Source organism: Serratia sp. 14-2641, assembly GCF_001692375.1.
Lineage (GTDB): Bacteria > Pseudomonadota > Gammaproteobacteria > Enterobacterales > Enterobacteriaceae > Chania > Chania fonticola_C.
The window spans coordinates 17940-39669 of the sequence record NZ_LXKR01000001.1; the positions used below are offsets into that span (position 1 = coordinate 17940).

General features: G+C 55.3%; 17 protein-coding genes. 9 read left to right on the plus strand and 8 right to left on the minus strand.

Features of this window, described 5'->3' with window-relative positions; translation table 11 throughout:
• Window positions 1–313 precede the first annotated feature (313 nt).
• Window positions 314–1696 carry a phosphoglycerate transporter PgtP gene (gene pgtP / locus A6U95_RS00095; RefSeq protein WP_065682991.1) on the plus strand — a complete coding sequence of 461 codons (1383 nt, stop codon included), beginning with the start codon at window positions 314–316 and terminating at the stop codon, window positions 1694–1696.
• A 65-nt stretch (window positions 1697–1761) separates the two neighbouring features.
• Here the strand turns inward: pgtP and crr are convergent, their stop codons facing one another.
• From crr to cysZ, 5 genes are all read right to left on the minus strand, one after another.
• A complete protein-coding gene (gene crr / locus A6U95_RS00100) occupies window positions 1762–2271 on the minus strand; it encodes a PTS glucose transporter subunit IIA (RefSeq protein ID WP_021807057.1) in 510 nt (169 codons plus the stop codon).
• A gap of 49 nt (window positions 2272–2320) precedes the next feature.
• Entirely contained in the window at window positions 2321–4048 is a 1728-nt protein-coding gene (gene ptsI, locus A6U95_RS00105) for a phosphoenolpyruvate-protein phosphotransferase PtsI (protein WP_024484478.1), read from the minus strand.
• A gap of 46 nt (window positions 4049–4094) precedes the next feature.
• Entirely contained in the window at window positions 4095–4352 is a 258-nt protein-coding gene (gene ptsH / locus A6U95_RS00110) for a phosphocarrier protein Hpr (protein WP_021178688.1), read from the minus strand.
• A gap of 402 nt (window positions 4353–4754) precedes the next feature.
• Complete coding sequence (cysK, locus tag A6U95_RS00115; protein ID WP_046808395.1) at window positions 4755–5723, minus strand: cysteine synthase A; 969 nt, start codon at window positions 5721–5723, stop codon at window positions 4755–4757.
• Window positions 5724–5879: 156 nt separating this feature from the next.
• Window positions 5880–6641: a sulfate transporter CysZ gene (gene cysZ, locus A6U95_RS00120; protein ID WP_021178686.1), complete on the minus strand. Its 762-nt coding sequence runs from the start codon at window positions 6639–6641 to the stop codon at window positions 5880–5882.
• 222 nt (window positions 6642–6863) lie between these two features.
• On the opposite strand from cysZ, the gene zipA reads away from it, so the two are divergent.
• The 3 genes from zipA to A6U95_RS00135 all read left to right on the plus strand — a co-directional run bounded on the left by zipA (window position 6864) and on the right by A6U95_RS00135 (window position 10125).
• On the plus strand, window positions 6864–7811 hold the full coding sequence (zipA, locus tag A6U95_RS00125) for a cell division protein ZipA (RefSeq protein WP_065682992.1): 948 nt from the start codon (window positions 6864–6866) through the stop codon (window positions 7809–7811).
• A 77-nt stretch (window positions 7812–7888) separates the two neighbouring features.
• Entirely contained in the window at window positions 7889–9910 is a 2022-nt protein-coding gene (gene ligA / locus A6U95_RS00130) for an NAD-dependent DNA ligase LigA (RefSeq protein WP_065682993.1), read from the plus strand.
• The gene (locus A6U95_RS00135) at window positions 9910–10125 is read left to right on the plus strand and encodes a DUF3820 family protein (RefSeq protein ID WP_021178683.1); all 216 of its coding nucleotides are present in this window, start codon (window positions 9910–9912) and stop codon (window positions 10123–10125) included. Before ligA ends, A6U95_RS00135 begins: the two co-directional genes overlap by 1 nt.
• A gap of 37 nt (window positions 10126–10162) precedes the next feature.
• On the opposite strand, the gene A6U95_RS00140 is transcribed toward A6U95_RS00135, so the two are convergent.
• From A6U95_RS00140 to A6U95_RS00150, 3 genes are all read right to left on the minus strand, one after another.
• On the minus strand, window positions 10163–10612 hold the full coding sequence (locus A6U95_RS00140; RefSeq protein WP_065682994.1) for a FlxA-like family protein: 450 nt from the start codon (window positions 10610–10612) through the stop codon (window positions 10163–10165).
• A gap of 51 nt (window positions 10613–10663) precedes the next feature.
• On the minus strand, window positions 10664–11212 hold the full coding sequence (locus A6U95_RS00145) for a nucleotidyltransferase family protein (protein ID WP_065682995.1): 549 nt from the start codon (window positions 11210–11212) through the stop codon (window positions 10664–10666).
• 194 nt (window positions 11213–11406) lie between these two features.
• Complete coding sequence (locus A6U95_RS00150) at window positions 11407–13689, minus strand: TonB-dependent siderophore receptor (RefSeq protein WP_065682996.1); 2283 nt, start codon at window positions 13687–13689, stop codon at window positions 11407–11409.
• 307 nt (window positions 13690–13996) lie between these two features.
• Between A6U95_RS00150 and fes the strand changes: the two genes are divergently transcribed.
• The 5 genes from fes (at window position 13997) to A6U95_RS00175 (ending at window position 21662) form a co-directional block, all read left to right on the plus strand.
• The gene (gene fes / locus A6U95_RS00155; RefSeq protein ID WP_074423308.1) at window positions 13997–15349 is read left to right on the plus strand and encodes an enterochelin esterase; all 1353 of its coding nucleotides are present in this window, start codon (window positions 13997–13999) and stop codon (window positions 15347–15349) included.
• 10 nt (window positions 15350–15359) lie between these two features.
• On the plus strand, window positions 15360–15566 hold the full coding sequence (locus tag A6U95_RS00160) for an MbtH family NRPS accessory protein (RefSeq protein WP_065682997.1): 207 nt from the start codon (window positions 15360–15362) through the stop codon (window positions 15564–15566).
• Between the two features lie 41 nt (window positions 15567–15607).
• On the plus strand, window positions 15608–19555 hold the full coding sequence (locus A6U95_RS00165) for an enterobactin synthase subunit F (protein ID WP_065683363.1): 3948 nt from the start codon (window positions 15608–15610) through the stop codon (window positions 19553–19555).
• Window positions 19556–19806: 251 nt separating this feature from the next.
• Window positions 19807–20238 carry a hypothetical protein gene (locus A6U95_RS00170; protein WP_065682998.1) on the plus strand — a complete coding sequence of 144 codons (432 nt, stop codon included), beginning with the start codon at window positions 19807–19809 and terminating at the stop codon, window positions 20236–20238.
• Window positions 20235–21662 (plus strand): FKBP-type peptidyl-prolyl cis-trans isomerase N-terminal domain-containing protein, encoded by a 1428-nt coding sequence (locus A6U95_RS00175; RefSeq protein WP_065682999.1) that lies wholly within the window; start codon window positions 20235–20237, stop codon window positions 21660–21662. Before A6U95_RS00170 ends, A6U95_RS00175 begins: the two co-directional genes overlap by 4 nt.
• The last annotated feature ends 68 nt before the right edge of the window (window positions 21663–21730 follow it).

Sequence of the window (21730 nt, forward strand, 5' to 3'; positions counted from 1 at the left end):
GGATATTACCATTGATAGACCATCAATACTGTTAACACCTTCAAAAACATCGCCAATTGTGGGCTGACTTGCTGTGCAACCGCAGTGCTGTGGCGCTCTGGCGCGGGGAGGTGAGCGAACTGGCTTTTGGTTAATAATGGTAATGTTAATTGATGGGTCAAAACTGGGCTTATTTGTTCTGGGTTTGAGTCAATTTTGACACATATTACGGGGCTTGTCTTATTAATGAATTAATTACACCATCCGCTGCGAGCGTTATTAATAAATAGCAGGCGCATTGAGCCAGTACAGATAAACCTCACAGGGGAATAACATGTTTTCATTATTAAAACCTAGCGCGGCGGCAAAGCGTGTTCCGCCAGAACAGGTGCAGGCAACCTACCAGCGTTATCGCATGCAGGCGTTACTGAGCGTCTTTTTGGGCTACCTGGCCTATTACATCGTGCGTAACAACTTCACCCTTTCGACGCCCTACCTGAAAGAGCATCTGGATCTGAGTGCGACGCAGATCGGCATGTTGAGCAGTTGCATGCTGATTGCCTACGGCATCAGCAAAGGAGTGATGAGCAGCCTGGCCGATAAGGCCAATCCCAAAGTGTTTATGGCCTGTGGCCTGGTGCTGTGTGCCATCGTCAACGTCGGTTTGGGGTTCAGCACCGCCTTCTGGATCTTTGCCGCATTGGTGGTGTTTAACGGCCTGTTCCAGGGGATGGGCGTAGGCCCTTCGTTCATTACCATCGCCAACTGGTTCCCACGCCGTGAGCGCGGCCGCGTTGGCGCATTTTGGAATATATCCCACAATATCGGCGGTGGGGTGGTGGCCCCCATTGTTGGCGTGGCTTTTGCGGTGTTGGGCAGTGAACACTGGCAGAGCGCCAGCTATATCGTCCCTGCGGGCGTGGCAGTGCTGTTTGCTTTGGTGGTGCTGTGGCTGGGTAAAGGCTCCCCGCGCAGTGAAGGTCTGCCTGCCCTGGAACAAATGATGCCGGAAGAAACCATCAGGGTGAAAACCGGTGTGCAGGAGCAGGCACCGGAAAATATGAGCGCCTTCCAGATCTTCTGTACCTATGTTCTGCGCAATAAAAATGCCTGGTATGTGTCGCTGGTGGACGTATTTGTCTACATGGTGCGCTTTGGCATGATCAGCTGGTTGCCGATCTACCTGCTCACCGAAAAACATTTCTCCAAAGAGCAGATGAGCATCGCGTTTTTGTTCTTTGAATGGGCGGCGATCCCGTCCACATTGTTGGCTGGGTGGCTGTCGGATAAGCTGTTCAAGGGACGCCGTATGCCGCTGGCGATGATCTGCATGGTGATGATTTTTATCTGCCTGATTGGTTACTGGAAGAGTGACTCGCTGTTGATGGTCACCATCTTTGCCGCGATCGTCGGTTGCCTGATCTATGTGCCACAGTTCCTGGCTTCGGTACAGACGATGGAGATCGTTCCCAGCTTTGCTGTCGGCTCCGCCGTTGGCCTGCGAGGCTTTATGAGCTATATCTTTGGCGCCACGCTGGGTACCAGCCTGTTTGGGGTAATGGTTGATAACATGGGATGGCATGGAGGCTTTTATCTGCTGATGGGCGGCGTGGTGTGCTGCATCCTGTTCTGCTATCTGTCACATCGTGGCGTATTGGCCTTGGAGCGTGAAAGACAGCAACAGGAGCTACAAGCGGAGCCACTGGTCGCGCAGTAGGGCTTAGAAATCCTGGATAAAAAAATGGCGCCGATGAAGGCGCCATTTTTACGATCGAACCGCGATTACTTCTTGATGCGGATGATCGGAGTCTCGCCAACGGTGACGCTGCCGGACAGTTTGATCAGCTCTTTGATCTCGTCCATGTTGGAGATAACCACCGGAGTCAGGGTAGACTTGGCTTTCTCTTCCAGCAGGGCCAGATTGAACTCGATAATCACATCGCCTTTCTTGACGCGCTGGCCTTCTTCCGCGATGCGTTTGAAGCCTTCGCCTTTCAGTTCAACGGTGTCGATACCAAAGTGCACGAACAGCTCAATGCCGCTATCAGATTCGATAGAGAACGCATGGTTGGTTTCGAAAATTTTACCGATAGTGCCGTCAACCGGAGCAACCATTTTGTTGCCAGCAGGTTTGATAGCAATGCCATCGCCAACGATCTTCTCGGCGAATACGACGTCCGGTACATCTTCGATATTGACGATCTCGCCAGAAAGTGGAGCGACGATCTCGATAGTGCCCATGTCTTTCTTGTCATCAGAAACCAGAGACTTCAGTTTATCGAACAAACCCATGATCTTCTCCTAAGCATTAAATTGGGCGGCGTTCCAGTGTCGTGGAATTTTAGCAGAGCGTTTTTTCTTCGATGAACTTATTGACGCAGTTCATCAAATCCTGTGCCGTTGGTTGTTCCAAGGCCTGCGCTGCCAATGCCTTCACATCTTCGAAATTGGTATTACGAATAATTTTCTTGATGCGCGGGATTGCAATCGCACTCATGCTGAACTCATCCAGCCCCATGCCCAAAAGCAACAGTGTAGCACGCTCATCGCCAGCCAGCTCGCCGCACATACCGGTCCACTTGCCTTCTGCGTGAGATGCATCAATAACCTGTTTGATCAGGCCAAGCACTGATGGGGACATCGGGTTATAGAGATGAGAAATCAGCTCGTTGCCGCGATCTACTGCCAGAGTATACTGGGTTAAATCGTTTGTCCCAATACTAAAGAAGTCGACTTCTTTCGCCAGGTGGCGAGCAATCACTGCCGCGGCAGGTGTTTCCACCATCACGCCCACTTCAATGCTCTCGTCAAAGGCTTTGCCTTCTTCACGCAGCTGCGCTTTCAGCGTTTCCAGCTCGCCCTTCAGATCGCGCACTTCTTCCACCGAGATGATCATCGGGAACATGATGCGCAGTTTGCCGAAAGCAGAGGCACGCAGAATGGCGCGCAGCTGAGCGTGCAGGATTTCCCGGCGGTCCATCGCGATACGGATCGCGCGCCAGCCCAGGAACGGGTTCTCTTCTTTTGGCAGGTTCATGTACGGCAGGTCTTTATCGCCGCCGATGTCCATAGTACGGACGATGACTGCCTGTGAGCCCATGGCTTCCGCAACGGCCTTGTAAGCCGAGAACTGCTCGTCTTCGGTTGGCAGTGAGTCGCGGTCCATGAACAGGAATTCGGTACGATACAGGCCGACACCTTCAGCGCCATTGCGCTCTGCACCGGCGACGTCGCGCACGGTACCGATGTTGGCACAGACTTCAACCTGATGCCCGTCCAGCGTGATCGCCGGCAGGTCTTTCAGCTTGGCCAGATCGTTTTTCTCGGTGACGTATTGGGTATGAACCGCTTTCAGCTGTTCAATCACCTCGGTCGTCGGGTTGACGTAAATCTTGTTGTTAACCGCATCCAGGATCAGGTAATCGCCGTTTTTTACCTGGGTGGTCACGTCGCTGGTGCCAACGATAGCGGGCAGTTCCAGGGAGCGAGCCATGATCGAGGTGTGGGAAGTACGGCCACCCAGATCGGTGATGAAGCCCAGCACTTTGTCCAGGTTCAGCTGTGCGGTTTCTGACGGTGTCAGGTCCTTCGCGACCAGGATCACCTCATCTTGAATGGCGGTCAGATCGACAATCGCCAGGCCCAGGATGTTTTGCAGCAGACGCTTACCGATATCACGCACGTCTGCCGCACGCTCTTTCAGGTATTCGTCGTCTAATTCTTCCAGCGCTTTCGCCTGGCCTTCGATCACGGTGTAGGCTGCCGCATCGGCAGACGCCAGATCGTCTTTGATGAGGGCTATGATTTCCTGCTCAAGCTCTTCGTCTTCCAACAGCATGATGTGGCCTTCGAAGATCGCTTCTTTTTCTTCGCCGAAGGTCTCGCCTGCCTTGGTTTTGATTACTTCCAGCTGTTCAGACGCTTTGGCGCGGCCTGCCAGAAAACGTGAGATTTCCTGCTCTACATGGTCTGCAGAGATTTTTTTCCGGTTGATGACAATTTCATCTTCCTTCAGCAAGAGAGCCTTACCAAAAGCGATACCCGGTGATACTAAAATGCCTGAAATCATAACCCTACCTTACTCTTGACTGGTGTTAACTAAAAAGACGGGCCGATTACTCAAGCTCTGCCATCAGTTTTACCAAGTGCTCAACGGCTTTCTGCTCGTCTTCACCAACGGCTTCGATGGTGACTACTGTTCCTTGGGTCAGGCCCAGAGTTTGCAGCTTGAACAGACTTTTGGCGCTAGCGCTCTTGCCGTTGGAAGTCACGGTGATGTCAGACGCGAAGCCTTTGGCTTCTTTTACGAACTGAGCGGCAGGGCGAGTGTGCAGACCATTCGGAGCGGTGATAGTCACTTCTTGCTGGAACATTGATGTTTCCCCAACTTATCGGATTTAAGGTTGTGGAGCTAAAGTTTAGCCTAACGGCGTGATTTTAGCTTGTCTGGTTAGCGCCTGACTATGGTACAGGGGCGAGCGTTGATGCAACATAAAACGACGCTTTAAGCATTTCAGATCAAAAAATCCGAGCATCTGGCGTTGTTTCAATCAGCTCCCCATTATGCCGTGTTTTTCGCTGGAGCGACAAATGAGTAAATCGATTCAGCTCAAACAATGGCAGGAAGGTGATTAATTTTTCGCATCGAAATAATTGACCGGTTAAATACTAAAGCCAGCGGCGAAAATCAATCGTTGAGTGGTGTAAACTTTGATCCAGTCCACAAAAAAAGCACCTGAATAGGTGCTTTTTTAGCTATTTGTGCACTGTTTGCGCTATTGCTGCAGTTCCTGCTCGGTGAACAGATCGGCAAACAAAGCGGTGCTCAAGTAGCGCTCACCTGAAGAAGGCAGAATAACCACAATTGTCTTGTCGGTAAAGTCGGCTTCTTCGGAAAGTTTGACGGCGGCCGCCACGGCGGCACCGGAAGAAATCCCGGCCAGGATGCCTTCTTCTTCCATCAGGCGGCGTGCCATGCTGATGGCTTCGTCGTTGGTGATCTGCTCGACGCGGTCAACCAGGTTCAGATCCAGGTTGCCAGGAATGAAACCGGCACCGATGCCCTGGATTTTATGCGGACCAGGTTTGATTTCTTGGCCTGCCAACGCTTGGCTGATGACCGGTGAGTCGGTTGGTTCAACCGCCACTGTGGTGATAGCCTTGCCCTTGGTGTTCTTGATAAAGCGGCTGACGCCGGTCAGTGTACCGCCAGTGCCGACGCCCGCGATAAAGACATCGACTTCGCCATCGGTATCTTCCCAGATTTCCGGGCCGGTGGTTTGTTCGTGGATTTCCGGGTTGGCCGGGTTGCTGAACTGTTGCAGCAGGATGTAGCGGTTCGGATCGGTGGCCACAATCTCTTCGGCCTTGGCGATCGCCCCTTTCATGCCTTTGGCACCTTCGGTCAGCACCAGATTGGCACCCAGCGCCTTGAGCAGCTTACGACGTTCGATGCTCATGGTTTCCGGCATGGTCAGCGTGAGCTTGTAACCCCGCGCCGCGGCGACAAACGCCAGGGCGATACCGGTGTTGCCGCTGGTTGGCTCCACCAGCTCTTTGCCTGCGCTCAGAATGCCGCGTTTTTCGGCATCCCAAATCATATTGGCACCGATGCGGCATTTGACGCTGAAGCTCGGGTTGCGAGATTCAACCTTGGCGAGAATGCGTCCGTTGCCGATACGGTTCAGACGAACCAGCGGCGTATGGCCGATTGTTAATGAGTTGTCTTGGTAAATCTTGCTCATGGCCCGTCCTTATAACTCTATGAAATGTAGGGAACATCGAAAGCATACGCTAACGGTCTCGGCAGGGAAGTAAAGAATTGGTATATCGATATGTTATTAGAGAATAAGTTTTAATCACAATAGCAAGGGCGCAAGAAGCGCCCTCAAATAAAGCCGTTAGTGACGAACAAATTGTGCACGATAACGGTCTACCCACATCGCCGTGGCACCGCAAACCGCCACCGGCAGGATCACCAGATTGAGGATGGGGATCATGGTGAACAGGCTGACCAACGCGCCAAACTGCAGGTTATCGGTTTTGTGCTGGCGCAACGCCTGGCGCATCTCGGCGAAGCTGACCTTGTGGTTATCAAACGGATAATCGCAGTATTGAATGGCCAACATCCAGGCGCTGAACAGGAACCACAGCACCGGTGCCAACGTTTGGCCAATGCCCGGTATAAAGTAGAGCAACAGCAGGCCCAGCGCGCGCGGCAGGTAATACATCAGCTTGCGCCATTCACGGGACATGATGCGCGGCAGATCTTTGACCACGCCGAGCATACCGGTATCCGGCAACGGTTTGCCGGTCAGGCTGCCTTCGAGCTGTTCTGCCAACAGTCCGCAAAACGGGGCGGCGATCAGGTTGGTGATGGTGCTGAACAGGTAACTGAACACCAACAGCACGGAAATGACCGCCATCGGCCAGAGTAAATAACTTAGCCACTGTAGCCAGCTTGGCACATGGCTCATCATGCTCGGGATCCAGTCGCCCAGTTGGCTGAACAGCCACCAGAAGGCAGAGCCCATCAGCAGCACGTTCACCAGCAACGGTAGGACGACATAGCGTTTAATACCCGGGCGCGAAATCAGACGCCATCCTTGGGCAAAATAATGGAAGCCGTTGGTGGATCCAACAGGGGGAGGCACATAGGACATATCTTAAGATTTTCTCTTTGGCTAAACAGGCTAAGCTATCATATAGAGTTGATTTTCCACTGGCTAGAGCCGCACTGGCTGAAAAAACAGCAAAAAAATGCCGAATAATCATCTTTATTGGCATAAAGTTCAGCACGGACTTGCACTTGTGCCTGTGGGCAAATAGAGTTAAAGAGTGAATGTTTGCCGCGGTGGCAATGTCTTGGAACAACAGAGATAGCAATGATGCAGGATTTGCGTCTGATATTAATCGTTGTTGGCGCGATCGCCATAATAGCGTTGTTATTACATGGTCTTTGGACCAGCCGTAAGGAACGCTCGTCCCTTTTTCGCGATCGCCCAGCCAAACGCTCGAAAAACGAGCGTGAACCTACTCCACTTGATGATCCTGCCGAAAGCGTGGGAGAGGTACGTATCCGTGCCACTCGCGCTGAAGTTGAGGATGAGCCATCAATGGGCCATATCGATGTCGCACGCGAAGAGCCGGTGATTGCACCAAGGCCAGCTCAACCTGCGTCTCGGCCAGCCCAGCCCGCGCCGCTCTCCCAGCGGCCGGATTATGATGACATCCTGCTGGATAACTATGCCCAGGATGAGGACGAAGAGCCGCAGCAACCTGTTGTGCGTCGTGAGCCGCGCGTTGACGATAAGCCTCCGGCTACCACTCCTGCGCCAGAGCCTGCTTTCCATCATGCAGAGCCTGTGCGTGAATCGCAGCCTGCGCCCGAACCGTTGAAACCGGCAAAACTGCAGGAAACCGTATTGGTGCTGCACGTTGCAGCCCATCAAGGCGGTGTGATCGGGGGGGAAGTGTTGCTGCAGAGCGTACTGCAGGCGGGCTTCCAATTTGGTGAAATGGGTATCTTCCATCGCCATATCAGCCCGGCAGGCAGTGGTCCCGTGCTGTTCAGCCTGGCCAATATGGTCAAGCCTGGGTCATTCGATCCGGAAATGATGTCCGATTTCTCCACGCCGGGCGTATCAATGTTTATGATGGTGCCGTCTTACGGCGACGCCAATCAGAACTTCAAGCTGATGCTGCAATCGGCACAACGTATTGCCGACGATGTGGGTGGCGTGGTGCTCGACGACGAGCGCCGCATGATGACCCCGCAAAAGCTGGAAACCTACAAAGCACGCATCCGCGAAGTGTTGGAAAACAACGCCTGACCGGTTGCCAGTGCACTGCATAATCCGTAATCCAGAACCCCCGCCAGCCGGGGGTTTTTTATCTTTGATGGTGAGCCATGGCATCGATTAACGAAACAATCAATCAACTACGCACCTCATTGCGCCATCACGAATATCAGTATCACGTACTCGATGCGCCGGAGATCCCGGATGCGGAATACGATCGCCTGATGCGTGAGCTGCGTGAGCTGGAAGAGGCCCATCCTGAGCTGATCACCGCCGATTCGCCGACTCAGCGCGTCGGGGCCGCTCCCTTGGCGGCGTTTGATCAGGTGCGCCATGAAGTGCCGATGCTGTCGTTGGACAACGTCTTTGATGAAGAGAGCTATCTGGCGTTTTACAAGCGTGTGCAGGATCGCCTGAAAAGCAGCGAGCCGCTGACCTTCTGCTGTGAGCTGAAGCTGGACGGGCTAGCCGTCAGCCTGTTGTATGAAGATGGCGAGCTGGTGCGTGCCTCCACGCGTGGTGATGGCACCACCGGGGAAAATATCACCTCTAATGTGCGCACTATCCGCGCCATCCCGCTACGCCTGACCGGCGACAATATTCCGCGCCGGGTAGAAGTGCGTGGCGAAGTCTTTATGCCGCATGCCGGCTTTGAGCAGATGAACGAAGAGGCGCGCCGCAAAGACGGTAAAATCTTCGCCAACCCGCGTAATGCGGCGGCGGGCTCGCTGCGTCAGCTTGATCCGCGTATCACGGCCAAGCGCCCACTGACCTTCTTCTGCTACGGCGTTGGCCTGCTGGAAGGAGGCGAATTGCCACGCAGCCATTGGCAACGCCTGATGCAGTTCAAAGCCTGGGGCTTGCCGGTGAGCGATCGCGTTAAGCTCTGCACCGGTAGCGATGAGGTGCTGGCGTTTTACCGCCAGGTAGAGCAGGACCGTATCAATCTTGGCTTTGATATCGATGGCGTGGTGGTGAAGATCGACGATATCGATCTGCAAGAATCTCTGGGCTTTGTTGCTCGCGCACCGCGTTGGGCAACGGCGTTCAAATTCCCGGCTCAAGAGCAGATCACCGTGGTGCGGGAAGTAGAGTTCCAGGTCGGGCGTACCGGTGCGATTACGCCGGTCGCACGCCTTGAGCCAGTATTGGTGGCCGGGGTGATAGTCAGCAATGCCACGCTGCATAATGCCGATGAAATCGAACGCCTTGGCCTGCGCATCGGCGACACGGTGATCGTACGCCGCGCCGGGGATGTGATCCCGAAAGTGGTCGGGGTGATCGAAGATCGCCGCCCGCAGGACGCGCGTGAAGTGGTATTTCCACTGCATTGCCCGGTGTGCGGTTCCGATGTGGAACGAGTGGAAGGTGAAGCCATTGCGCGCTGTACTGGCGGGCTGATCTGCGGTGCCCAGCGTAAAGAGGCGCTGAAGCACTTCGTTTCCCGCCGGGCGATGGACGTTGACGGCATGGGCGATAAAATCATCGAACAACTGGTCGATAAAGAATATGTTAAAACGCCAGCCGACCTGTTCCGTCTTTCCGCCGGTATTCTCAACGGGCTGGATCGCATGGGGCCAAAATCGGCGCAGAATCTGGTCAATGCCTTGACCACCGCCAAACAGACCACCTTTGCGCGCTTCCTGTATGCGTTGGGTATTCGTGAGGTAGGAGAGGCCACGGCAGCCGGTCTGGCGGCGCATTTTGGCTCGTTGGAGAAGCTGCGAGAGGCGGATCTGGACGCGTTAAAACAGGTACCGGATGTGGGCGAGGTGGTGGCCAGCCACGTGGTGAACTTCTTTGCTGAAGCCCATAACCAACAGGTGATCGCCGAGCTGATCAGCCCGGAAATCGGCATTAACTGGCCAGCGCCGGTGGTAGTAGTTGCCGAAGAGATCGACAGCCCGTTTGCCGGTAAAACCGTGGTGCTGACCGGTTCTCTCAGCCAGCTTTCCCGCGATGAAGCCAAAGATCGGCTGACGGCGCTGGGGGCCAAGGTCAGCGGCAGCGTATCCAAGAAAACCGATCTGGTGATCGCCGGTGAGGCCGCCGGCTCCAAGCTGGTCAAGGCACAGGAACTGGGGATCGAGGTGATCGACGAGGCGGAGATGATCCGCCTGCTGGGGGCCTGATGGAAAAAGAGAACCTGATTGAAATCGCCAACACCGTGATGCCTTTTGGCAAATACCAGGGCAGGGTGCTGATCGACCTGCCGGAAGAGTATCTGCTGTGGTTCGCCCGTAAGGGCGAATTCCCCAACGGCAGGCTGGGAATGCTGATGGAAATGACGTTGGCGATTAAAATTGAAGGGTTGGATCACCTGATCAAACCCCTGAAAAAAAGCTGAGTCGATGGGCGTAACGCCATGTTGCGCCCTTTATCGTCTAGATATAAACGTCCACGGCGTTGGCGTCGGTCGGGCGGTTGACGCCATCACCGCTCATGGCCTTGGCCATCTGCTCTTGCTGCTGTTTTTCCATTTCTTGTTTCTGAATGCGCGCGATCTCAGCCTGGAGCATTTCAATCTGGCTCATGATCAGCTGTTTTTGCTGTTCGATCTCTTGAGTGTCGCCACCCGAGTCTTTCAGTTCGATCAGCTTTTGCTGCAGGTTCTGGATCTGCTTATACAGCGCTGCAATACGTGACGCCGCGCTGCTATCTTTTGGGGTCACTGGCGCATCATTATCGGTTTTCTTGGCTTTCTCCCCTTCAGGGGCATTGTTAACCGGTGCCGACATCAGTGCAGCCCCGCCTTTACCCGTGGCGGTGAACACCTCGCGGACTCCGGCAATCGGGTTCTTGATGGGCACAATCATGGTAATGTTGGTCGACATGCGATCCTCCCAGGTAGCTTGTCAGAGGTATCGGCAAATCGCGGCAAAACTTTACCTTGGCGTCAGCTTTAGCTGTGGCCAGAGTTTGAGCCACTGTTTCTCCACTACGCGCTGTTCGAAAGCGGCCAGGTTGTTGCTCTTGGGGTTGAAGGTGATGCTGTGGTTGAACAGCGCCTGTAGGCCAAAAGGGGCGACGAGCTGGATGCTGCCGTCGGCCTGCAATCTGGCACCCACGGCGGTTTCGATCTCCGTCCAATAACTGATGGCGTCTTCGCTGTCGCGATAGGGCGCGCGGTGACTACGCAGGTGCATACGCGCCTGATTCTTTACCGACCAGGGTTGTGCCGACCATTCCAACAGGCGCGATTCCAGCATCTGGTCGCGCTCGGCATCGCTATGGCGCGAGTCGAAATGGATCACATCGATATCGTTAAGTGGCGTGTTGGCTGTAAAACCATGCAGCCGGTCCCACACCAGATTACGCACGAAGCCCGCACCCAGGCACCAATCGTTCAGCCCGAGCCGCCGGGCGGTGGCTAATACCTGCATACGTTCGCTGTCTTGGCTTAACCAATCAATAATTTGTTGCTGTAGTACCATCAATAGTGCCATCAATGCTCGTTTGTTTCCGCTACTGTAACCCGAAACGGGCGGCAACGTGATGGCGATAATGGCAAAAAAAAGCGCGGCATAAGCCGCGCTGAGATTGCTGATAAACCCACCGGCTCCAATTTGTAGGGGCGCTGCATGCTGCGCCCGAGATCAAGCCGGTTGAGGTTAGGTCAAAGCCATGATCAGAACTGGGTGTTCAGGCTCATAAAGTAAGTCCGACCCGGTTCGTTAAAGGTTGCCGCTCCGGCACCGTACATATAGGAATTGGTGACGGCGTTACCCGTGGTCTGCGCGTTACCTGCGCGGAACTGACGTTTATCGAACAGGTTGTCAATCCCACCGGTTACGCTAACGTTCTTGGTCACCGCATAGGTGCTGCTCAGACCAAATACAGTATAAGGGCTTACCTCACGTTTCTCTGAGCCTGTCACCGGCTCACCCTTGTAGTTGTACTTTTTCGGCTTCTGACGGCCATACCAGGTCATGGTGCTTTGCAGCGACAGATCCTGCGTGGCTTGCCAACTCAGGGTAGAGTTGATGGTGAACTCAGGAATAATCGACAGGTAATCACCGGTAGTCTTATTCTTGTTTTCAATCATGTAGGTAGCGTTGTTGTTCCAGGCTACCGTTTCGCTAACCGGGATATTTAAGGTACCTTCCAGACCCTGAATTACCGCTTTCGGCACGTTTTCCCAGCGATAGAGATCGGTTTTTCCGTTGCTGGTGGTGCCCGTCGGAGCATAACCGGCTTCGATCTTGTTGCGGTAATCGTTGCGGAAGTAGGTGATGCCAGCCAACCAATCTTCATGGTGGAATTCCAGGCCGATCTCTTTGTTGATGCTGTTCTCCGCTTTGAGGTCGTCGTTACCGATCAGGTAGCAGGCCCCGCCGCTGGCGGCACAGCCTTGCCCACGGCTATAAAGCACATAGTTGCCGTTGCTCTGGAACAGGTTAGGTGCTTTGTAGGCACGGGCGATCCCCATTTTCAGGGTGAACATATCCCCCATTTCTTGTGACAGATTAAGCGACGGGCTCCAGTTATTACCGGCTTCGGAATGATGATCGAAACGCAGGCCCGGGGTCAGCATGGTGGTGTCTGTCAGCTCGGCGTTGTTTTCGGCAAACAGCGAGAAGATTCTGGCCGAAGAATACGGGCTGCGGTTGGTGGCATCGAGGCCTGGAATGAGGCCACCTTCGGTCAGCGATTGGGTATTTGAAGAAGGATCTTTCATCTTCTGCTGGTTCCACTCGGTACCCAGCGTAGCGGTTTGCGGCACCCACATATCGAACGGAATGCTGACTTCACTGTGGGCCAGGAAGTTGTCCAGCCGGATAGTGTTGTAGCTGTCGTTGGCAAAGATCCCTTCGGTGCCCCCGGCCAACCCTTCGGCTAAACGGGTATTGCGCGTGCGCTCAAATTGAGCGTAATTGTTGGTGCTAACACCGTTATCCCAGGCTCCGCGGTAGTTAAGTGCATAAGTTTCACGGTAGATTCGGTTGGTTTCTTTACCGTAGTTGCTCTGCACCAGTGCATTGGTGTTGGTGTTCTGGGTATCCCCGGCGTACAGGTTACCCTGGCGGCCATAGGCATATTGGAAATCCAAGGTCTGCAGGTGGGCGAATTCCCAGCTCAGCAAGGCATCGATATTTTTGTCGACCACCCCTTCACGACCGGCAGGCAGAGTATTGGCATAGGTGCCGGTACGTTCGGACTGATGCCCCTGGTTGATATCCCAGGCGTCGGCCTGCGTTTTGCTGTAGCCACCGAACAGACGGAAGCTCAACTGATCGCTTAACGGGCCGGAAAGGCTGAAATCGGTACGCTTGGTGGCGCCTTCATCCTTATGCTGCGGTACGTTGAAATAACCGTTTAGTGTACCGTGCAGGTCCTGGCCAGCTTTTTTGGTGATGATGTTGACCACGCCACCTGCCGCGCCGTTACCGTAGCGGGCAGCCGCTGGGCCACGCAGCACTTCGATACGCTCGATCATCTCTGGCGGCACCCAGGCGGTATCGCCACGGGTATCACGCTCACCGCGCCAGCCTTGGCGCACCGAGTTACGGCTGCTGGCCGGTTTGCCGTCGATCAGGATCAGGGTATTTTCTGGCCCCATACCACGAATATCGAGTTGGCGGTTGTTGCCCCGCTGGCCGCTGGTGGAGTTACCGGTCAGGTTGACCCCCGGCATGGTACGGATCAGCTCATTGATATCACGAGCGGGAGGGCGTCTTTTGATTTCTTCGGCAGTGATGGTGGAAACGCCGGGAGCTTGAAGGTTTTGTTTGGCGGCGGTGACGACGATGACATCTTCAGAGGCGGATTCTTTTTTGCTTTTCTCAGCCAGCGCGGCGCTGTCTGAGGGGGTGGCCGTTTGCTCGGCATTGACCGTAACGGAAAATGCAGACGTGCCCAATCCTAACCCGATGAGTGTGGCTAAAGAATAACGAGATAACTTCCGATTCATTTTGAGGTTCCTACCTAACAACCTTTCCTGATGCGGCGCTGTGTGACAACCGGTAACGGAACGGTTTGTTGTAGTTTTATTGTGTAGTCGAAAATAGTAACGAAACCCAGAGGCCAGGCTGACTGGCAGCAAGATCCCGCTCAATAATTCGGCATCCATCCCTGTTGAAGAATGCCCGCTCTATTTCGAGCCTCTATACACTATTGCAAATGCAAATAATTATCAATAGTATTCCTTATGCCGTTTGGCATTTGGGAACCGGTGAGTCGCACGGCGTGCCTTGCCAACAACACAATGAGTGGGCGTTTTGAAAACTGAACAACAACCAGCAAGCAGTACGTTATTGGCGAGCAAGTATGCAGGGAGCCACGGTTGGTGGCTGGATATCGCACGGCGTGGCACCCCCTTGGTGGAACCGCAGGATAATGGGCGATGGAAGGTGACGTTCTTGTGGCGCGACCCTCAGGGCGGTGAACTGACCTCGGCTTATCAACGAGTCTGGATCCATATCAATTGCCTCACCGATCATCATCAAGCTTCTCCTCCTCAGAGCCTGCAACGCCTCACTGGGTCGGACGTCTGGTATTGGCAAACCGAGCTGCAAGGCGACTGGCGCGGCAGCTACTGTTTTATCCCCTGCATGGAGGATCGTCCGTTCGAACCGCAGGGGGACAATTCCCACGCCAACATGCTTTCTATTCGCCACTGGTGGCACCAGGTGTTTGCCAACGCAACTCACGATCTGCTTAATCCTTACCGCGCCTGGCCTGGCGTCGGGGGGCACACGCTTTCCGGCCTGCATATGCCACAGGCTCCCCAACAACCGGCCTGGCGGGACTTTGACAACTATGCAGTAACCAGCGGCCGCTGTACGCCTGCACCTCCAGCCAAACTGCATCGGCATACCTGGCATAGCCAGCGATTGGGAACCTCCCGCCACGTCTGGATCTACTCCACCGGTGAAAGTAACCCGGCGGCGCGGCCATTGGCTATTTTGCTGGATGGCCAATTCTGGGCCAATCAGATGCCTGTCTGGGATCCGCTGATGCAACTGACGCGTACTGGCCAACTGCCAGAGGCGGTCTACCTGCTGATCGATGTGATCGACCAGCAACACCGCGCACGGGAACTGACCTGCAACGATGAATTTTGGTTGGCCCTACAGGAAGAGTTATTACCGCAATTGGCCGACTGGGCACCGCACAGCCGTGAGGCTGCCAACACCGTAGTTGCAGGGCAGAGCTTTGGTGGCTTGGGGGCGCTCTATGCTGGCCTGCGCTGGCCGGAATATTTTGGTGCCACCATCAGCCAGTCGGGCTCTTTCTGGTGGCCACGCCGCGATATGTTGCAATTGCCCACCGTGCCCGAGGATGCCTGCTGGTTGATCCGCCAGGTAGAAGACGGGCAGTTGGGTGCGCGCGGCAAGCTGAAGGTATTTTTAGAGGCCGGGGCACATGAAAAGCTGGTCCACCGGGTGAATGACCGTATGGCGGCCCTGCTAAGTGAAACCGGGCATCAGGTGCAATATCGGCTGGTAGAGGGCGGGCACGATGCGCTGTGTTGGCGTGGTGGCTTACTCGATGGTCTGCAGGCGCATTGGTCGGAGTTGGCTAACCGCCGTGCCGAATTGAAGCCGTCCGCCAACCCTCTTCACGCTTAAGGAGCAAGTAATGGAAACCTTAAACCCGTTCGATGACGAGCAGCAAATTTGCTACGTCCTGCGTAATGAAGAACTGCTTTACAGCCTGTGGCCGGATTTCAGCGTCATACCGGCCGGTTGGGTCAGCGTTTTTGGCCCGGCATCCCGGGAGCACTGCGTCAACTGGCTAGAACAGAATTGGCAGGATATGCGGCCCGCATCACTGCGTAAGGCGTGATGGAGACGCAGCAGCAAGAACCGACAACAGGAGCGAACGTCGTGTCAGAAACCTCTATTTTACCCACCGGGCAACAGGTGACCGTTGAGTTGCCATTGGTGGCCGCGCAACCCGGTATTTGGGTTGCCGATCAAATTTCACCGTACGGCAATGCTTATGCGGTCGCCCACTATATCGAGCTGAATGGCCCGTTGGACAAAGACCATCTGCTACAGGCGATCTCACTGGGTCTGGCTGAAGTGGATACCTTACGGCTGCGTTTCGTCGAGCGTGATGGTGTGCCAATGCAGTATTACGACGCCACGATGCCGTTGGCAGCGCCGGAATGGATTGATTTAAGCGACTCTGCGGATGCAGAGGCGGCGGCCCATGCATTGATGCAGATCGACCTTGGTGCCGAATTACGAGTGAGCAGTGGCAAACCGCTGTATCGCCATATCCTGATGCGTCTGGCCGACGATCGCTGGTTTTGGTATCAGCGATACCATCATCTGGTGGTCGATGGCTTCAGCTTTACCGCTATTGCTCGCCGTATCGCCAATATTTATACCCGCCTATGTCATCACGAGCAGCCTGAACCGACGCCGTTCACGCCTTTTAGCGATGTGGTGGCGGAATATCAGCAATACCAGCAATCCCCTGGTTATCAGCGTGATGCCGATTTTTGGTTGAACAAGGCACGGCAGTTGCCCACGCCAGCCACCCTATGCCCGCAACCGTTGGCCGGGCAGGCACCCTCGACGCGTATTCACCGCTTGGCACAGTTCTGTGCCGCGCAGGATCTTGCACCACTGGTCAGCGTAGGCCAGCAACAACAGCTCAGCGCTGCCGATATGGCGATGGCGCTGGTGGCCGTGTGGGTGGCTCGTCTGACAGGCCAAACCCGCTACAGCGCCGGGTTTATTTTTATGCGCCGCATGGGTTCGGCTGCGCTTTGTGCCACCGGGCCAGTGATTAACGTGCTGCCGGTGGAGATGCACGTCGCGCCGCAGGCTACGCTTGCCGAGATCGCCGCGCAAATCAGCCGTGAACTGAAGTTTGCCCGCCGCCATCAGCGCTATGATGCCGAACAGGTACAGCGCGATCTGGGGCGTATTGGCGACAGCCAGCCGCTGTATGGCACCGTCTTCAACTTCAAGATGTTCGACTACCAGCTCGATTTTGCTGGTATCAAAGGGATCACTCACGATCTGGCTTCTGGTCCGGTGCGTGATTTGGAAATCGCCTTGTTTATCGACGAAGCTGGCACACTGAAGATTGAGCTATTGGCCAATGCCGAGCGTTATCAGTTGGCCGAATTGACGGAGCACTTACAGCGCTTGCCGCTGCTGCTACGGCAGTTTGCGGCCCAACCGACATTGCCGGTGAGCGAAGCCGATTTGCTGAGTGAAAAAGATCACGCGCTGCTGGCCAAGGTGAACGACACCGCTTATCCGGTGGCAGCCCAGACTCTCAGTGGTCTGCTGGCCGAGCAGGCGAATAAAACCCCGAATGCCCCGGCGCTGGCAGATGAGCACTACCGGTTTAACTACCGCGAAACTCGCGAACAGGTAATCGCTCTGGCCCAGCGTTTGGTGGATCAGGGTGTGCAACCGGGCGACATCGTGGCCGTGGCATTGCCGCGTTCTGTCTTCCTGTCGCTGGCGTTAATGGCGATTGTGGGAGCGGGAGCGGCCTATTTGCCACTGGATACCGGCTATCCAGATGAGCGCCTCAGCATGATGCTGGAAGACGCAGCCCCACGTCTGATTATCACCGATGCCTCCCAACAGGCGCGTTTTGTGGGGCAAGGGGAAGTGCTGTTATACGATGCGCCACTGGTAGCCACCGCCGCTGCACCGCGTGCGATCCAAGGCCCGACGCCGCATCATCCGGCCTATATCATCTTCACATCCGGCTCAACCGGGCGGCCAAAGGGCGTGCTGGTTGGGCATCAGGCCATCGTTAACCGTTTACTGTGGATGCAGCACCAGTACCCGCTGGCGGCAGATGATGTGGTGCTGCAAAAAACGCCGTGCAGCTTTGACGTCTCGGTGTGGGAATTCTTCTGGCCATTGATAGTGGGCGCGCAGTTAGTGATGGCACCGCCGGAGGCGCACCGCGATCCTCAACAACTGCAAACGCTGATCGATCGGCATAAAGTCACTACCATGCACTTTGTTCCTTCGATGCTGGCGGCATTCGTCGGTGCGCTGGACAGCACAACCGCCATCGCCCATTGCCAGCCACTGCGTCAGGTGTTCTGTAGCGGTGAAGCATTACCGGCAGAGTTGTGCCGCTTGTGGCAGAGCCGCACTCAGGTGCCGTTGCATAACCTTTACGGCCCGACCGAGGCGGCGGTGGATGTGACCTGGCATCCGGCCTTTGGTGACGCCCTCGCTGTTGTCACCGGCGCTAACGTCCCTATTGGTCTGCCAGTGTGGAATACCGGTTTACGCATTCTTGACGCGCGCTTACGCCCAGTGCCGCCGGGTGTAGCAGGCGATCTTTATCTGACCGGCGTGCAACTGGCTCATGGTTATCTGGCCAGGCCGGATCTTACCGCTAGCCGCTTTGTCGCCGATCCGCAGGGCAACGGTGGCCGGATGTATCGTACCGGTGATGTTGCCCGTTGGCTGCCAGACGGCGCGGTAGAATATCTGGGGCGCAGTGACGATCAGCTGAAAATTCGCGGCCAGCGGATAGAACTCAGTGAGATCGACCACGCCTTGCTGTCATTGCCGGGCGTACGTCAGGCGGTGGCTCATGCCTTGGTATTGAAGGGCACGGTTGTCGATACGATGGGCGGTGATGCCCGGCAACTGGTGGGTTACCTGGTCCCACAGCCCGGCGTACAACTGGATAGCGAAGCCCTACGTGCCGCGCTAGCCGATCGCTTACCGCCACATATGGTGCCGATCGCCCTGGTTGAAATGGCTGAGTTGCCGCTGAGTGCTAACGGCAAGCTCGATCGCAAAGCCTTGCCACAGCCGCAAACAGGGGGTGGAAAGGCCGGGCGTGAGCCGCAACCCGGGTTGGAAAGCGAGATTGCTGCCGTTTTCGCTCGTTTGCTTCAGCGCGAGCAGGTATTTGCCGATGACGATTTCTTTGCCCTGGGTGGGCATTCATTGCTGGCGATGCGCCTGGCCGCCGAGTTGCGGCGCGATCTGGGTAAAGCGGTGTCGGTTGGCCAGGTGATGGTCGCTTCGAAAGTGGAACAACTGGCTCAGCTACTGGCGGAAGAACGAACGCAGGAAGAGGCCGACCAGTGCGGTTTTGACAGCGTGCTGCCGCTGCGCGTTACCGAGGGTCCAACGCTGTTCTGCCTGCACCCGGCTTCAGGTTTCTCCTGGCAGTTCAGTGTGCTGCCGCGTTATATCGATCAGCATTGGTCGTTGGTGGGTATCCAGTCTCCACGCCCGGATGGCCCATTGGCGCTGGGTGAGGATATGGATCAGGTCTGCGATGCGCATCTGGCCACGGTATTACAGGTACAGCCACACGGCCCGTATCACTTTATCGGTTATTCCCTGGGGGGAACGTTGGCTCAAGGTATCGCAGCTCGTTTGCAGGCGCGTGGGGAGGAGGTTGCTTTCCTTGGCTTGCTGGATACCTATCCGCCGGAAACCCAGAACTGGGATGTGATGCTGGACGACAACGTGCTTAAAGAAGTGCAGCGCGAGCGTGAGCAGTTCCTGGCGGTATCAGAAGATACGCTCGATCCGGCGTTGGGCGAGGCGCGGGTCGCGATGTTTGACAATATCGAAGCCAACTACGCGGATTCGGTCAGGTTGTTGTCACACACCCATACGGCGCATTTCCAGGGGCAGGCGACGCTATTCGTGGCCAAGCGCACCTTGCAAGCAGGCATGGATGTGCAGCAGACCTGGGCGGAATATGTCGATGCGTTGCAGGTGTTTGAGCTGGATTGTGCGCATGTGGATATCGTTTCACCGGCTTCGTTCAAGGTGTTGGGCCCCTTGTTAAACCGGGTGTTGCGGGCATTGTAACTGTAATGCCATGTGCAAACAGCAGGTTAAAAACGACAGTGAGCCGTTCTCGCTGAAAAACATTTCCTGGCGGAGTGTCTGCGATAAGTGGCAGGAGATCTAACGCGGCACTTGCCCTGTTGCTGTTGCCACCAAGTATGACCTGTCTTATCATCCCAACCGGGCAATAGCAATATTGCCCGCCAATGGAGGCGATCCGCGTGCGCACGGGCAGCGGTGACGGACATTATCCAGTCAGGAAGGAATAAAATTTGAAACAGCTTCAGAAAACCCGTGGATACCGGCAGCCACTGCTTGCCTGTCTGATCATCGGCAATGTCCTGCTGATGGCTGGCTGCGCGAATGAACGCCCGGTCACCTCGTTTGTCACACCAACTGCGGAGCCTACGCCTGTTGTCGTTGAAACTCCGCCATCCCCGCCAGAACCGACGCCTATAAGCAGGTGTCAGAGCGATCTTGCCGCGTTGCAAACCGTTAGTCCTCGGACCTATGCAGTCAGGAAGGCCAATTTTGACAGCCTGCTGGCCAACGCCTCGTTTTACAGCGGGGTACGCGGTGATGTGAATGCATTGACCAAAAATACGGTAGACGCACTGTATAAATATAAAACCAATCAGCTGTGTGCACAGATCGGGCAGGACTTGCTTAACGGACTGATCCGCAAAATGGAGAGCGTGAAATGAAGTTGGGGTTAAAGTATGGTTTAGCCTTGAGCCTGACGTTGCCAGTGGGATGCGCATTGGGTGCTGAGCAACTCAAGGATGACAGGGCCAGCACCATCCAGGCCTTGGAAGCGATCACTAGCCAAGAGAGTGAGGCTCCGGCGTTGTTGTTGCTGAGCCCTTCACAACTGAATGAGATCAGCCCTCCCGCAGAAAGGAAAGTGAGTAAACCCTCCACCAATACCAATACCAAGACCCGCGAGTCAGCGCCCCTGCAAGCGCAAATCAAACAGTTAAATGCTGCCCTTGCTCAACGTGACCAAGAGCTGCAGCAACTGCGTCAGGCAGCACAGCAGGATGCAGATGCTCGCGCCGAGGTTAGCCAGTTGAAAAAGACCCTGCAGGAGAATCTGCAGGCGACGGAGCAGATGCAGCAGGATATGGTGGCTGCGGCGACGGCGAAAGGTGAGAACTCCAACGAAAACGGTAGGCTACAGCAGGCGCTGGACCAAAGCCGCCAACAGAGCTCGGCGTTGCAGAAGCAGTTGGCTGCCCTGGCCAAAGCACACACCGATAATAGCGAGGAAAACAAGGCGTTGCAGGCAGAGTTGAACGACAGCCGTCAACAGGCCGAGCAAGCGAAAAAGGCATTAGCCGAGTTATCGACGAAAACTGAAGCTAAACCCATCTTGCAGCTTGCGCTGGATGAAAGCCTGCACAACCAACTGACGATGCTGAAAGTCGCCAACGAACAGCAACAGGCGGAAAACAGCCGGCTGCAGCAACAGTTGGCTACACAGCCACGAGAAATCATAGAGCCGAAGTCAGAGCTTGAGATCCGTGATTATGCCATCGGCAGTTCCCTGGCAGAAGACATGTTGGCCTTGCTCAAACAGCGGGCGGCTCAGGGGGTTGAAGTGGACAGCCGTCTGGCGCTGGCGGGGGTGCAAGATACCTTCGCGGGCAAACTCAAGCTGCAACCTGAGCAGATCGACAAGGCGTTGGATGCCAGTGAAAAGTTGGTACAACGTAATGCACAGCAGCAAAAGTTGGACACCGAAAAGGCAGGCGCACGTTACATCGAGCAGTTTGCCAAGCAAAAACAGGTGAAAAAAGAGGCTTTAGGCTACTTTTACCGGATCGATAAGACCGGAAAGGGGGCTATTGGCGCAAATAACATGATCAGCGTGGCGGTCAAAGAGAGCCTGATCAACGGTAAAGTCGTCAAGGATATGCAGGCGGCAGGCACTTCGGTCACCCAGTTACTGAGCAGCTATCCACCGATATTCAGAACGGCGATCTCGAAGCTGCAAAATCACGGCAGTATCACGATGGTTGTCCCGCCAAGCTTGGCTTACGGCGATAAAGGTCTGCCCCCTGATATCTTACCGGGATCGACCATGGTCTATAACGTAACGGTATTGGATGTCGCGCCTGCCAAGTAAATGGAGCACGGCTGTGGCTGTCTGCGTAAAGGCTTTTCAACCTTGGACGGCCAAAGTTAGTTAGAGGC